Origin of the sequence: Streptomyces lucensis JCM 4490 (genome assembly GCF_014650035.1) — a bacterium.
GTDB lineage: Bacteria > Actinomycetota > Actinomycetes > Streptomycetales > Streptomycetaceae > Streptomyces > Streptomyces lucensis.
Map to the genome: position 1 here is coordinate 10,529 of NZ_BMUE01000004.1, position 12,580 is coordinate 23,108.

Sequence of the window (12,580 nt, forward strand, 5' to 3'; positions counted from 1 at the left end):
CCGCCTCCTCAGGTCCGTCGCCGCAGGGCGCGGACCGCGCCGGCGCCGGCGGCCGCGACGAGGGCGGCGGCGGAGGCGGTCGTCGCCCAGCGGGCGGTGCGGGAGGGCTCGGGCGGCCGGTCGGCCAGGCGTTCGGGGTGGTCGGAGGGCAGGTTGCCGTCGAGGGCGAGGGCCAGGACCTCGGCGAGGTGCAGGGCGCGGCGGCCGGTGCCGCCCTCCTCGATCTGGGTGCGGCAGCTGAAGCCGTCGGCGAGGACGAGGCTGTCCGGGGCGGCTCCCCGGACGGCGGGCAGGACGCCCTGTTCGCCGACGGCCATGGAGACCTCGTGGTGGCCGCGTTCGAAGCCGAAGTTGCCGGCCAGACCGCAGCAGCCCTCGTCGAGGACCTCGGCGTCGAGGTGGGCGCGGCGCATCAGTTCCCGGTCGGCGTCGAACTTCATGACGGCGTGCTGGTGGCAGTGGGTCTGCACGACGGCCCCGCGGGCGAGTTGCGGGGGCCGCCAGCCGTCGGGCGCGTGGTGCACGAGCTGTTCGGCGAAGGTGCGGACCTGCCCGGCCAGTCGCCGCACGTCCTGGTCGCCGGGCAGGAGTTCGGGGGCGTCGGCGCGGAAGACGGCGGTGCAGGACGGTTCGAGGCCGATGACCGGGGTGCCGGCCTCCAGGTAGGGCCGCAGCACGTCGAGGGTGCGGCGCAGCACCTTCTTGGCGGCGGGGAGTTGCCCGGTGGAGATCCAGGTCAGGCCGCAGCACACCGGCTCGGTGGGGACGGCGACCCGGAAGCCGGCGTCCTCCAGGACCCGTACGGCCGACTTCGCGATCGAGGGGTGGAAGGAGCCGGTGAAGGTGTCGGGCCACAGCAGGACGGTGCGCGGGTCGGCCGGTTCGGGTTCCCCGGACTCCCGCCGCCGCCACCACTGCTGGAAGGACTGCCCGGCGAACACGGGTGCCTGCCGGGCTCCGTCGACGCCGGCCAGCCGCTTGCCCAGGCGGCCCAGACCGGGCGCGCGGAGCGCCGCGTTGACCGGGGCGGGGGCGAGGCGGGACAGCCGGGCCCACACCGGCAGCCAGCCCATGGAGTAGTGGGCGGCGGGACGCAGGCGGCCCTCGAAGTGGTGGGAGAGGAACTCCGCCTTGAGCGTGGCCATGTCGACGCCGGTCGGGCAGTCCGACTTGCAGCCCTTGCATGCCAGGCAAAGGTCGAGCGCGTCGTGGACGGCGGTGGAGTGCCAGCCGTCCTCGACGGCGGAGTCCGCGTGGCCGTCGAGCATCTCGAACAGCAGCCGGGCCCGGCCCCGGGTGGAGTGCTCCTCCTCCATGGTGGCCCGGTACGAGGGGCACATCACGCCGCCGGAGTGGCTGCGGCAGTTTCCGATGCCCACGCAGCGCATCACGGCGCGGTTGAAGGAGTGCTCGTCCTCGGGGAAGCCGAAGTGGGTCGCGGGGGTGGCGGGCCGCCAGGAGGGGCCGAGCCGCAGCTGTCCGTCGACCGGGTTGGGGTGGACGACCTTGCCGGGGTTCATCCGGTCCCCGGGGTCGAAGAGGGCCTTCAGCTCGCCGAAGGCGGCGACGAGCCGCGCGTCGAACATCCGGGTGAGCAGCTCGCCCCGGGACTGGCCGTCGCCGTGCTCACCGGACAGGGAGCCGCCGTAGGAGGCGACGAGGTCGGCGGCGCGCTCGACGAACCGGCGGAAGGCGGCGACTCCCTCGGCGGTCCTGAGCCCGAAGGGGATGCGGGTGTGGACGCAGCCCTGCCCGAAGTGCCCGTACAGGGACGGGTGGTCGTAGCCGAACTCCTCGAAGAGCCGCTTCAGGTCCCGCAGGTAGTCGCCGAGCCGCTCGGGCGGTACGGCGGAGTCCTCCCAGCCCTCCCAGGTCTCCCGGTCGTCCGGCGGGCGCGCGGTCACGCCGAGGCCCGCCTCGCGGGCCTTGAGCATCTTCTGCTCGCGTTCGGGGTCGTCGGAGAAGGCGACGTTCGGGTCCTTCTCGTCACGGCCGATGGCGCGCAGCAGCGCGTGCGCCTGCCCGTCGACGTCCTCCTGGCTGTCGCCGCTGTACTGCACCATGAGCCAGCTGTCGCCCTCGGGCAGGACGTCGAGGGAGTCGAGGTAGGCGCCCTCCTCGCGCATCAGCTGGGCCATGCGCCCGTCCAGGGCCTCCAGCTGGCTGGGCGAGCAGTGCTCCAGCAGCCGGGACACGTCGTCGGCGGCGGCGCAGATGTCCTCGTAGCCGAGGACCAGCAGCGACTGGTATGCCGGGACGGGCACGAGGTCGAGTTCGGCGCGCAGGACGGTGACCAGGGTGCCCTCGCTGCCGACGAGCGCCCTCGCGACGTCGAAGCCGTTCTCGGGCAGCAGGGAGTCGAGGTTGTAGCCGGAGACCCGCCGCGGGATCTTCGGGTAGCCGCGGCGGATGTCGGCCAGGTACTCGGTGGCAATGCGGTCGAGGCCGGCGTAGATCTCGGCGAGCCGTCCGCCGCCGGCGACGATGCGGGCGCGCTCGTCGGGCGGGGTGGGGCCGACCCAGGCCCGCTGCCCGTCGTAGGTGAGGATCTCCAGCCGCCGGACGTTGTCCACGGTCTTGCCGTAGGCCTGGGCGGACGCGCCGCAGGAGTTGTTGCCGATCATGCCGCCGAGGGCGCAGTGGCTGTGCGTGGACGGCTTGGGCCCGAACTGGAGCCGGTGCGGGGCGAGTCGCCGGTTGAGTTCGTCGAGGACGATGCCGGGCTCGACCACGCAGGTGCGTCGTTCGGGGTCGACGGAGAGCACGTCGGTGCAGTACTTGGTCCAGTCGATCACCACGGCGGTGTTGGTCGACTGCCCGGCCAGGCTGGTGCCGCCGCCGCGGGACAGCACCGGGGCGTCGAAGCGCGCGCACACCGCCACGGCGCGGGCGCCGGCCTCCACGGTGCGGGGGACGACGACGCCCAGCGGGAGCTGCCGGTAGTTCGATCCGTCCGTCGCGTAGGCGCCTCGGCTGCCCGCGTCGAAGCGGACTTCGCCGTCCACCTCGGCGCGGAGAGCAGCCTCCAGGCCGGACATGTCCGGAGGGGTCATCTGCGCTCCTTGGCTTCCCCGGCGGGCGCTTCCCCGGCGTGCGGAGTTCACCGGCCGGTCGTGTGGTCCGGAAACGGCGAGTACCCGGGAATCCGTCAGGTAAGACTGAACAGTTTTACCTGGACAGTTCGGGCTGACGGTTCTAGAGTGACGGCATGGACCACGTCTCCGAATCGGCCGTGCGCGCCGCCCGCGACCTGCGTGTGGTGTTCAGCCGGCTGCGGCGCCGCATCCGCGAGATCACCCAGGACGCCGGCCTGACCCCGTCCCAGGAGTCGGCGCTCACCCTGGTCGGCAAGCACGGCGCGGCCACCGCCAGCGCCCTCGCCGGCGCCGAGGGGGTGCGGCCGCAGTCCATGGCCACCACGCTGGCCGCCCTGGAGCAGCACGGGCTGATCCGCCGGGCCCCCGACCCGGACGACGGCCGTCGCCAGCTGGTCACCCTGACCGACGCCGGCCGGGCCCGCGTCGAGGGCAACAGGCAGATGTACGACGAGTGGCTGGCACGCGCCTTCCAGGAGCGTTTCACGGACGAGGAACGGCGGACGGTCCTGACGGCGCTGGAGCTGATGGACCGGCTGTCGCGGCCGTGACACCCGGGGCGGATTCCCGCGCCGCCCGGCCCAGCGCTCGCCTCTCCAACCCGCGAACTCCCAGGACGATCCGAAAGGCCCGACCCACCTCATGGCACTCACCACCCTCGATCCCCGTACCGCCCTCGTCGCGATCGACCTGCAGAACGGCATCGTGGGCATGCCCACCCAGCCGCACGCCGCGTCGGACGTGGTGGCGCGCACGGCCCGGCTCGCCGACGCCTTCCGCTCCCGCGGCCTGCCCGTGGTCCTGGTCCGGGTCTCGTTCGCGCCCGACTGGGCGGACGCCGTCCCCGGCCGCACCGAGCGCCAGGCACGCGGGCTCGCCTTCCCCGAGGGGTGGGACGTCCTTGTCGACGAGCTGTCCGGGCACGGCGGCGACATCCGTGTCACCAAGCACAACTGGAGCGCCTTCCACGGCACCGACCTGGACGTCCAGCTGCGCCGTCGCGGAGTCACCCAGATCGTGCTGACCGGCATCGCCACCAGCATCGGCGTGGAGTCCACCGCCCGCGACGCCTACGCCCACGGCTACCACGTCACCCTCGCCACGGACGCGATGGCCGACAGCGACCCGGCGGCGCACACGGGCAGCGTGGCGCGCATCTTTCCGCGGCTCGGCGAGTCCGGCACGACCGAGGAGGTCCTGGAGCTGCTGGCCAGGACCCGCCCCTGACGGACGGGCCGCGCGCGGCCCGTCCCGGACGCCGCCGGCCGGTCAGTCCTCGCCGCGCACTATGTTGTCCTCGCCCCCGGGGCCCTGCCCCTGGGCGGCGGACGTGCGGTCCAGGACGGCGGGGAGGCAGGTGCGCAGTCCCCGGCCCCGCCGCCGGCGGGCCTTCGACCAGCCGGTCTCGGCGTAGGGGAGGGGGGTCTTCTCGCTGGCTTGGGCGGTCACGTCGCTCATCTTCCTTCTGCGCGATTCTCTTCGCGTTCCGTGCCCGGCCGGGTCCCCATGCCGCGGCACCCGCAAACGCGGACGCCCGGGCGGAGGTTCAGGTCCGGCCGCCGCCACCGCCGCCGAAGGACCCGCTGGAACCCGGCGACCAGCGCGGACGGCTCTGGTCGTCGGCCCGCTTGGTCCCGACGTTGCCGAGCTGATGGGGAGTGAGCCGCTCGCCGTCGGCGGCCCGGGGCACCTCGTCGGGCTCACGCACCTCGCGGACCTCGCGCACGGGCCCGGACGGCGGCACCCTGGGCTGCTCTTCGGGCCGGGGCGGCGGCGACTCGCGCCGGCGCACCTTGCTTCCCAGCCGGAAGGCCCAGATCAGCCCGGCGACGCAGGCCACGCCCGCGACCAGGATGACGACGTACCCGAAGGTCTGTACACCCGAAGCTGCTTCGTACCTGGCAGTGTCCATGAACGGCGTGTACCCGGCGTCCGGGCGGGGATGCCCTGGCCGGCGGCCGTCAGCCGATCGGCGCAGCGGACCCCGGGTCCGGCAGCGGACGCGCAGGGCGTGGCGCGGACGGCGCCACGCCCGCTCGGAGTAGCGTCACCGGCGATGACCGAATCGCCGCAATTGTCAGAGATCACGGAGATCACCTCCCGGTACACGGCGCCCGCCCCACGGCCCGGCCGGGCCGTGCTGCGCTGGGCCTCCACGACCGACCACAAGGTGATCGGCCGGCTCTACATGGTCACGTCCTTCTGCTTCTTCCTCCTCGCCGGGCTGCTGGCCCTCGGCATGCGCGCCGAACTCGCCCGGCCGGGACTCCAGGTGCTGAACAGGCAGGGCTACGACCAGTTCGTCACGATCCACGGCACGATCATGATGCTGCTGTTCGCGACGCCGATGTTCGCCGGGTTCGCCAACGCCGTGATGCCGCTGCAGATCGGCGCGCCCGACCTGGCCTTCCCCCGGCTCAACGCCCTGTCGTACTGGATGTACCTCTTCGGCGGCCTGATCGTGGTGTCCGGCTTCCTGGTGCCCGGCGGGCCGGCCGCGTTCGGCTGGTTCGCCTACGCGCCGCTGAACAGCGCCTACTTCTCCCCCGGCGCGGGCGGTGACCTGTGGGCGATGGGGCTGGTGGTGTCGGGTGTGTCGACGACGCTGACCGCGGTGAACTTCATCGCCACGATCGTCACCCTGCGCGCGCCGGGCATGACCATGTTCCGGATGCCCATGTTCACCTGGAACGTGCTGTTCACCTCGATCCTGGTGCTGCCCGCGTTCCCCGTGCTCACCGCGGCCCTGCTGGCGCTGGAGGCGGACCGGAAGTTCGGGGCGCACGTCTTCGACGCGGCCGACGGGGGCGCGCTGCTGTGGCAGCACCTGTTCTGGTTCTTCGGGCACCCCGAGGTGTACATCGTGGCGCTGCCGTTCTTCGGGATCATCTCGGAGATCATCCCGGTCTTCTCCCGCAAACCCCTCTTCGGCTACCTGCCGATGATCGGGGCGACGATCTCGATCACCATGCTGTCGGCGGTGGTGTGGGCGCACCACATGTTCGCCACCGGTGCGGTGCTGCTGCCGTTCTTCTCCGTCATGTCCTTCCTGATCGCGGTGCCCACGGGCATCAAGTTCTTCGCCTGGACCGGGACGATGATCCGCGGGTCGCTCTCGTTCGAGACGCCCATGCTGTGGTCGATCGGGTTCATGGTGTCGTTCCTGCTGGGCGGCCTGAGCGGGGTGCTGATCGCCTCGCCCCCGCTCGACTTCCACCTGACGGACTCGTACTTCATCGTGGCGCACCTGCACTACGTGCTGTTCGGCACGGTGGTGTTCGCGATGTTCGCCGGCTTCTACTTCTGGTGGCCGAAGTTCACCGGGAAGATGCTGGACGAACGGCTCGGCAAGCTGCACTTCTGGCTGCTGTTCCCGTCGTTCCAGCTGACCTTCCTGGTACAGCACTGGCTCGGTGAGCAGGGCATGCCCCGCCGGTACGCGGACTATCTGCCCTCGGACGGCTTCACGCTGCTCAACACCGTGTCGTCGGTGGGCGCGTTCCTGCTGGGCCTGTCCACGCTGCCGTTCCTGTACAACGTCTGGCGCACCGCGGCCAAGGGGGAGAAGGTCGGCCTGGACGACCCCTGGGGGTGGGGACGCGGCCTGGAGTGGGCGACGTCCTGTCCCCCGCCGCGGCACAACTTCGTCGCGCTGCCCCGGATTCGCTCGGAGTCGCCGGCCTTCGACCTGCACCATCCGGAGGTCGAGAGCCCGGCCGGGGAGGAGCTGGCGCGATGAAGGCGGAGGCGTTGCTGTTCGGCGGGGTGGCGCTGTTCTTCGCCGGGTCCGCGGCACTGTACGGGGTGTGGTCGAAGGACGAGACGGGCACCACCGCGCTGGTCGTGGCGTGCGCGATGGCCGCGCTGATCGCGTTCTTCTGCCTGGTCCAGTACCGGCGCCGGGGCAGCCGCGCGCAGGACCGCACGGACGCGGACGTGGCGGACGGGGCCGGGCCGGTGGCGTTCTTCCCGGACGGCAGCGTGTGGCCGGTCGTCACCGCCCTCGGCTTCGCGGTGACGGCCACGGGCGTCGTCTACGGGCTGTGGCTGTTCCTCATCGGTCTGGGCGTTCTGGCGCGCGGCGTGTTCGGGCTGGTGTTCCAGTACGCGCACCGGTGAGCGGCCTGCGCGGGGCGCCGGGCCGGAAGGTCTCGACGGGTTCGTGGCCGCCCTCGTAGCCGCCGGTGACGTTCTGGGAGATCTCGCCGGTGGGCACGCCCTCGGCGAGGCGCTCGGCCTCGGCCGCCGTCAGGGCCCGGCACAGCCAGCGGGTGATCAGGAACGCGAGGACCGGCGCCACCACCAGCGCGATGCGGAACACCCAGGTCAGCACGTTGACGGAGACGCGGAAGGTCTGGCCGAGGATGTCGTTCGCGCCGGCCAGCAGCAGCACGCCGTACCAGACGGTGCCCGCGACTCCCAGACCGGTGCGCACGGGGCGCTCGCGCGGGCGGTCGCACAGGTGCCGCTCACGGCGCCACTCCCCCGTCAGCCGCTGCTCGGCGAACGGGTAGGCGTACAGCACGGCGAACAGCAGGCCGGGCAGGACGACGGCCGGGAGCAGCACGTTCCACATGAACGTGTGCCCGGCGACGGTCGTCTCCCACGGCGGTGCGAGCCGCAGCGCCCCCTCCAGGAAGCCGACGTACCAGTCGGGCTGGGAGCCGGTGGAGACCTGGTCGGGGCGGTAGGGGCCGTAGGTCCAGACGGGGTTGATCTGGGCGATGCCGGCGAGCAGCACCAGTACGCCGAAGACGGTCAGGGACAGGCCGGCCGAGGTCGTGGTGAAGTGCGGGAAGAGGGGCTTGCCGCGGACGTTGCGGTTGGTGCGGCCGGGGCCGCGCCACTGGGTGTGCTTGAGGTGGAACACCAGGATCAGGTGCACCGTCACCAAGGCGATGATGGCGCCGGGGAGCAGCAGGACGTGCGCGGGGTAGAGACGGGTGATGATCTCGTGTCCCGGAGCCTCGCCGCCGAAGACGAAGAAGGCCGCGTAGGTGCCGGCCACGGGGATCGACGTCATGATGCCCTGGGCGATGCGCAGCCCGGTGCCGGAGAGCAGGTCGTCGGGGAGCGAGTAACCGGCGAACCCCTCGGCGAGCGAGAGCATGAACAGGGTCACGCCGATGGCCCAGTTCAGTTCGCGGGGCCGGCGGAAGGCGCCGGTGAAGAAGATCCGCAGCATGTGCAGGCCGATGGCGGCGATGAAGACGAGCGCGGCCCAGTGGTGGGTCTGCCGCATGAGCAGGCCGCCGCGCACGTCGAAGCTGATGCGCAGGGTGGAGTCGAACGCCGCCGACATCCGCACCCCGTCCAGCGGCACGTAGCTGCCGGCGTAGACGACCTCGCGCATCTCCGGCTGGAAGAAGAACGTCAGCCACACACCGGTCAGGACCAGCACGATCAGGCTGTAGAGGGCGATCTCGCCGAGGAAGAAGGACCAGTGCTCGGGGAAGGCCTTGCGCAGCAGCGAGCCGCCCTCCACGACGGGCAGCCGGGCGTCGGCCGCGTCGGTGAGCCGCTCGGCGGCGCGACCGGCCCGGCTCACGCGTCCTCCGCCGCGGCCCGCTCCACCTCGGCCTCCACCTCGGCCCGCGAGCGCCCCGTCTCCCTGGCGTACTCGCTCACCGCGGTCTGCACGTCCCGGGCCAGGTCGCGCCAGGCGCGCAGGGCGGTCTCGTAGGTGCCCGACTGGGCGCCCGTCATGCGCCGCTCGGCCGGCGGGCCGTAGGTGGTGCGCAGGTCCTCGACCATGGTGTGGGCCGCCTGTGCCGCACGCTGTTTCTGCACCAGTTCTTCGAAGGTGTGTGCCACATCAACCGACCCTAGGCACGAGTGCCGCGGCGCGCCTCCCCAGCCTGCCCGAACGGCTCCCGCCCGCACCCGTGTGGGGGTCAGCCGGTGGGCACGAGGTCCGCCCAGACCTGCTTGCCGCCGCTGACCGGGATGGTGCCCCAGGCGTCGGACACGGCCTCCACCAGGAGGATGCCCCGGCCGCCGGTGGCCTCCCAGCCGATGCTGGCGGGTTTCACGGGGCTGCGCGGCGAGGCGTCGGCGACGGCGAGCCGCAGCCGGTGGTTGACCAGGCTCATGTCCAGCCGGACCGGGCCGCCCGTGTGGACCAGGGCGTTGGTGACGAGTTCGGAGACGACCAGCAGGGCCGCGTCGAGGGTGTCCCGGTGCACGCCCCAGCCGCGCAGGGTCCGCCGGGTGAAGCGGCGGGCGTGCCGGACGGCCTCCGGCACCCGCCACACGGTCCAGCTCTCGCGCAACGGCCGTACGGCCATGCCGTCGTAGCGCATCAGCAGCAGGGCCACGTCGTCGCCGCGGTGGGCGCCGGTGAGCAGGGCGTCGGCGACCAGGCCGAGGTGGGCGGGGTCGGCGGCGGCCAGTGCCCGGGCGAGCCGGTCCATGCCGGCGTCGATGTCGGAGTCCGCGGACTCCACCAGGCCGTCGGTGGTCAGCGCGAGCACCGTGCCCGGCTGGAGCCGGAGCGGGGTCATCGGGAACTCGGCCTGGGCGAGCACGCCGAGCGGCGGGCCGCCCTCGGCCTGCACGATCTCGGCCGAGCCGTCGGGGTGGCGCAGCACGGGCTGCAGGTGGCCGGCGCGCACGCACCAGGCCGTGCCCTGCTCCATGTCGACCTCGACGTAGCCGCACGTCGCGAAGAGGTCGGTCTCCATGTCCAGCAGCAGCCGGTTGGCGTGCGCGACGACGACGTCCGGGGAGTGGCCCTCCGCGGCGTAGGCGCGCAGGGCGGTGCGCATCTGGCCCATCAGGGTGGCGGCGCCCGCGTTGTGCCCCTGCACGTCGCCGATGACGAAGGCGACGTGGTTGTCGGCGAGGGGGATCACGTCGTACCAGTCGCCGCCGACCTCCAGGCCCTGGGTGGTGGGCAGGTAGCGGGCGACGGCCACCGCGCCGGGCAGCCGGGGCAGGCGGCGGGGCAGCAGGGTGCGCTGGAGCATGCCGACGAGCTCGTGCTCGGCGTCGAAGGCGTGGGCGCGCAGCAGTGCCTGGCCGGTCAGGGCGGCACAGGCGGTGAGCAGGGCGCGTTCGTCGGGGGCGAAGTCGTGCGGGCGGTCCCAGCCGATCAGGCAGGCGCCGGCCATGCGGCCGCCGGCGGGCAGCGGCAGCACGGCGAGGCCGCCGGGGCCGACCTCGGCGAGGGCGGGCTCCAGCGGGCTGCCGGCGGGCCAGATGCGGGCCCGGCCCTCGCGCAGTGCGGCGGCCAGGGTGGGCATGGCGCGCACCGGCGCGTCGGGCCACTCGGAGCGCCACTCGCTGCGCCACACCTCCGGCCAGGACTCGGGTTCGGGCGGGTCGAGGACGGTGACCACGAGCCGGTCGTTCTCCAGTTCGGCCAGGGCGATCCGGTCGGCCTTCAGCGGCTTGCGCAGGGCGGCGACGACGGCCTGGCCCACGTCCTTGACGGTGCCGGCGGTCGCCAGTGAGGCGGCCAGGCGCTGCACGCGGGCCACGTCGGTGACGTCGGAGCGCAGGGTGGAGGCGTCGGCGACGGTGCCGACGAGCCGGGCCGGGCGGCCGTCCCCGGCGGGCAGCAGCCGGCCGCGCAGCCTCAGCCACTTGGGCGGGCCGGAGGGCTGCAGGATGCGGAACTCCAGTTCCCGGTCACCGATGGACATGTGGTCGGCCTCGACGACGGACATCAGCGCGGGCAGGTCCTCGGGCACGGTCTGTCCGAGCAGGGTCTCCACGCGGCCGTCGAAGCCGTCCCGGCCGATCGCGAACAGCCGCAGGATGTCGTCACCGACCTCGACCCGGCCGCTGTCCATGGCCAGGCTGAACGTGTCGGGGGGCAGCTCGCCGGTGTCCTCGGCGACGGCCTGCGGCGGGGCGGGTACGGCGATCGCGCGGGTGATCAGCTCCAGGCAGGCCCGGTCGTCGCCGTCGAAGCCGCCGGGGTGCTCGCTGATCGCCAGCAGACAGCCCGCGCCCGCCGGGCCGAGCGGCAGGACGGCCAGGGAGAAGTCGCCGGACGGGGTGCGCCGCGCCTCGGGGCAGGCGGCCAGTTCCTCGGGGCCGAGCCACACCGGCCGGCCGCGGCGGTGGGCCTCGGCGACCGGGGAGACGCCCGTGGCCGGATAGCCGTCCCGCAGCCCGTAAAGGGTGCGCGGCAGGCCGGCCGACTCGGCGAGGTTCAGGTGGGAGGGGTCGTCGCCCGGCGTGTAGACCCCGGTGAAGGCGGCCCTCGCGAACACGAGGGCCTGTTCGAGGACGCGACGCAGCCGGTCGGCGGTGGCGGGTGACGCCATGAGGGACGCGAGGGCGGCTCCAGCACGTTCCGCCCTCGTGCTGCTCACCGCGACGCCCTCACTGACCACGTCGCCATTACAGCGCGGATGAGCCGCCTGCGCAGCCCCTGCGACCGTACGCGGGCACCGGCCGGGGGCCGCGGGCCGCGACGGGCGGCCGGGGGCGTGGGGGCCCGGGGTGGGCCGGCAGTGGTGGGTCCGCCCCGGGCGCGGCTCACACCGGATCCGCGGCGCGCACGGCGCCGGCCGGCGGCCCGTCCGCGCCCGGTTCGCCGGCGCCGGTGGAGATGACCAGCATCCTCGTCACCGAGCCGTCGTCCCCGACGACGTCCTTGACGTGCCGGAAGCCCAGGCGGCGGGAGAGGGCGAGGCTGGCGGTGTTCTCCGCGCCCACCATGCCGTACGCCTCCGTGAGCCCGAGGTCGTCGGCGGCGTGCCGGAGCAGGCCGCGCACGGCCTCGCCGCCCAGTCCGCGCCCCCAGTGGGCGGGCAGGAGCGCCGCGACCAGCTCGTGGCCGTCGACGTTGCCGGTCGGCTTGATCTCGGCGTGGCCGACGTAGGTGCCGTCCAGCCACAGCCCCCACACGTCGAACCGGCGCTGCGGGTACACGTCGGTGAGGATGGCGCGGAACAGCTCGCGGACCTGGGGTTCGGGCACGAGGTCCTGCCCCATCCAGCGGCACACCTCCGCGTCGCGCAGCAGGCCGACGAAGACGTCCTCGTGCTCGGGCCGGTAGGGGAGGAAGTGCAGGCGTTCGGTTCGCAGTTCAGGGGTCGTGGCGTTCATGGCGGGCTCCTCGGATGTGGTGCGGTGTGGCGGGGGCCGAGGGCGGTGGGGCGCCAAGGGCGGTGGGGGTGACGGGCCGGCGGAGGCCGTGGGACGGCCTCCGCCGGGCGTGCCGGTGGTGCCGGCCGGTCAGGCGCCGGCGTTCTCCATGCGCTCGCGCAGGCTCTTCGGGCGCATGTCGGTCCAGACCTCGTCGACGTAGGCGGAGCACTCGGCCTCGGTGCCCTCCTTGCCGACGGGCTGCCAGCCGGCGGGGACCTCGACGTCGGCGGGCCAGAGGGAGTACTGCTCCTCGTCGTTGCGCAGCACCTGGTAGCGGGTGTTCTCGTTCATGTCTCGTTCCTTGTCGCTCGGCCGATGGTTCCGGGTGGTCGCGGTCTCGTCTGGTGCGGTCGTCTGGTCGAGTGCCGCCGCCGCCGGGT

The 12,580-nt window shown here is 73.4% G+C and carries 12 protein-coding genes; 4 read left to right on the plus strand and 8 right to left on the minus strand.

Features of this window, described 5'->3' with window-relative positions; translation table 11 throughout:
- Positions 1-8: 8 nt before the first annotated feature.
- Positions 9-3,053: an FAD-binding and (Fe-S)-binding domain-containing protein gene (locus IE177_RS11390; RefSeq protein WP_190015145.1), complete on the minus strand. Its 3,045-nt coding sequence runs from the start codon at positions 3,051-3,053 to the stop codon at positions 9-11.
- A gap of 155 nt (positions 3,054-3,208) precedes the next feature.
- On the opposite strand from IE177_RS11390, the gene IE177_RS11395 reads away from it, so the two are divergent.
- Together IE177_RS11395 and IE177_RS11400 are read left to right on the plus strand one after the other, a co-directional pair.
- Positions 3,209-3,646, plus strand: coding sequence for a MarR family winged helix-turn-helix transcriptional regulator (locus IE177_RS11395; protein ID WP_190015146.1), 438 nt, complete (start codon positions 3,209-3,211; stop codon positions 3,644-3,646).
- Positions 3,647-3,737: 91 nt separating this feature from the next.
- Positions 3,738-4,322, plus strand: coding sequence for a hydrolase (locus tag IE177_RS11400; RefSeq protein WP_190015147.1), 585 nt, complete (start codon positions 3,738-3,740; stop codon positions 4,320-4,322).
- A 42-nt stretch (positions 4,323-4,364) separates the two neighbouring features.
- Here the strand turns inward: IE177_RS11400 and IE177_RS11405 are convergent, their stop codons facing one another.
- Together IE177_RS11405 and IE177_RS11410 are read right to left on the minus strand one after the other, a co-directional pair.
- Positions 4,365-4,553 (minus strand): hypothetical protein, encoded by a 189-nt coding sequence (locus IE177_RS11405; protein ID WP_190015148.1) that lies wholly within the window; start codon positions 4,551-4,553, stop codon positions 4,365-4,367.
- Between the two features lie 88 nt (positions 4,554-4,641).
- Complete coding sequence (locus tag IE177_RS11410) at positions 4,642-5,007, minus strand: DUF6479 family protein (RefSeq protein ID WP_190015149.1); 366 nt, start codon at positions 5,005-5,007, stop codon at positions 4,642-4,644.
- Positions 5,008-5,151: 144 nt separating this feature from the next.
- Between IE177_RS11410 and ctaD the strand changes: the two genes are divergently transcribed.
- Positions 5,152-6,834 (plus strand): aa3-type cytochrome oxidase subunit I, encoded by a 1,683-nt coding sequence (ctaD, locus tag IE177_RS11415; RefSeq protein ID WP_190015150.1) that lies wholly within the window; start codon positions 5,152-5,154, stop codon positions 6,832-6,834.
- Positions 6,831-7,214 (plus strand): aa3-type cytochrome oxidase subunit IV, encoded by a 384-nt coding sequence (gene ctaF / locus IE177_RS11420; protein WP_190015151.1) that lies wholly within the window; start codon positions 6,831-6,833, stop codon positions 7,212-7,214. Before ctaD ends, ctaF begins: the two co-directional genes overlap by 4 nt.
- Here ctaF and qcrB read toward each other — a convergent pair.
- The 5 genes from qcrB to IE177_RS11445 all read right to left on the minus strand — a co-directional run bounded on the left by qcrB (position 7,150) and on the right by IE177_RS11445 (position 12,491).
- Positions 7,150-8,643 carry a cytochrome bc1 complex cytochrome b subunit gene (qcrB, locus tag IE177_RS11425; protein ID WP_190015152.1) on the minus strand — a complete coding sequence of 498 codons (1,494 nt, stop codon included), beginning with the start codon at positions 8,641-8,643 and terminating at the stop codon, positions 7,150-7,152. The two genes, ctaF and qcrB, sit on opposite strands and share 65 nt — an antisense overlap.
- Positions 8,640-8,909 carry a hypothetical protein gene (locus IE177_RS11430; protein ID WP_190015153.1) on the minus strand — a complete coding sequence of 90 codons (270 nt, stop codon included), beginning with the start codon at positions 8,907-8,909 and terminating at the stop codon, positions 8,640-8,642. Before IE177_RS11430 ends, qcrB begins: the two co-directional genes overlap by 4 nt.
- Before the next feature lie 80 nt (positions 8,910-8,989).
- On the minus strand, positions 8,990-11,440 hold the full coding sequence (locus IE177_RS11435) for a SpoIIE family protein phosphatase (protein WP_373305068.1): 2,451 nt from the start codon (positions 11,438-11,440) through the stop codon (positions 8,990-8,992).
- Between the two features lie 145 nt (positions 11,441-11,585).
- Positions 11,586-12,158: a GNAT family N-acetyltransferase gene (locus IE177_RS11440; RefSeq protein ID WP_190015154.1), complete on the minus strand. Its 573-nt coding sequence runs from the start codon at positions 12,156-12,158 to the stop codon at positions 11,586-11,588.
- Between the two features lie 129 nt (positions 12,159-12,287).
- Positions 12,288-12,491 carry an MbtH family protein gene (locus tag IE177_RS11445; protein ID WP_190015155.1) on the minus strand — a complete coding sequence of 68 codons (204 nt, stop codon included), beginning with the start codon at positions 12,489-12,491 and terminating at the stop codon, positions 12,288-12,290.
- Positions 12,492-12,580 lie beyond the last annotated feature (89 nt).

Bases quoted from the DNA above. Each gene is read 5' to 3' on its own strand.
- IE177_RS11445 (WP_190015155.1), bottom strand. From the start codon at position 12,491: ATGAACGAGAACACCCGCTACCAGGTGCTGCGCAACGACGAGGAGCAG.
- IE177_RS11405 (WP_190015148.1), bottom strand. From the start codon at position 4,553: ATGAGCGACGTGACCGCCCAAGCCAGCGAGAAGACCCCCCTCCCCTAC.
- ctaF (WP_190015151.1), top strand. From the start codon at position 6,831: ATGAAGGCGGAGGCGTTGCTGTTCGGCGGGGTGGCGCTGTTCTTCGCC.
- IE177_RS11400 (WP_190015147.1), top strand. From the start codon at position 3,738: ATGGCACTCACCACCCTCGATCCCCGTACCGCCCTCGTCGCGATCGAC.
- IE177_RS11410 (WP_190015149.1), bottom strand. From the start codon at position 5,007: ATGGACACTGCCAGGTACGAAGCAGCTTCGGGTGTACAGACCTTCGGG.
- IE177_RS11440 (WP_190015154.1), bottom strand. From the start codon at position 12,158: ATGAACGCCACGACCCCTGAACTGCGAACCGAACGCCTGCACTTCCTC.
- ctaD (WP_190015150.1), top strand. From the start codon at position 5,152: ATGACCGAATCGCCGCAATTGTCAGAGATCACGGAGATCACCTCCCGG.
- IE177_RS11390 (WP_190015145.1), bottom strand. From the start codon at position 3,053: ATGACCCCTCCGGACATGTCCGGCCTGGAGGCTGCTCTCCGCGCCGAG.
- IE177_RS11395 (WP_190015146.1), top strand. From the start codon at position 3,209: ATGGACCACGTCTCCGAATCGGCCGTGCGCGCCGCCCGCGACCTGCGT.